Here is a 311-nt window from a genome sequence, read left to right as displayed (position 1 = left end):
CGCCCCGCGTCCACGGGCATCGACGGCCCATCCCACGCCCCCCCGCCGCCGAGCCCCGCCGCCCCCAGCCACGACCCCCGGCCCGCGACCCCGGCGCCGGAGCCGCCGGGGCGGGTGCCGAGTACCAGGGCGTCGGAGTTGTGAGTGAGGGCGGGGGCCTGGCCCGGAGCCGTGGGGTCCTGGTCGCTGGCGGGGCGGGGGGGCACACCCTGGGCGTCGCCGCCGGGACGGCGCGCCGCTGCTCCCCCGCCCAGCTCAACCGGCCCACACCCCCGGCGCCGAGCTACAGCAGCAGGCCGCCGTTGCCGCAC

At 82.0% G+C, this 311-nt stretch carries 1 protein-coding gene; it reads right to left on the bottom strand.

Translation table 11 applies throughout. From position 1 onward, the window contains the following. The coding region (locus tag QM806_RS41040; RefSeq protein WP_502943959.1) for a hypothetical protein at window positions 1–206 on the bottom strand (206 nt) is incomplete at its 3' end. Between the last annotated feature and the right edge of the window lie 105 nt (window positions 207–311).

Source organism: Rhodococcus sp. IEGM 1351, from assembly GCF_030056875.1.
In the GTDB taxonomy this organism is placed as follows: Bacteria; Actinomycetota; Actinomycetes; order Mycobacteriales; family Mycobacteriaceae; genus Rhodococcus_F; species Rhodococcus_F opacus.
The sequence above is the reverse complement of the archived record's forward strand: the minus strand, read 5'-3'. Positions and strand labels throughout refer to the sequence as shown.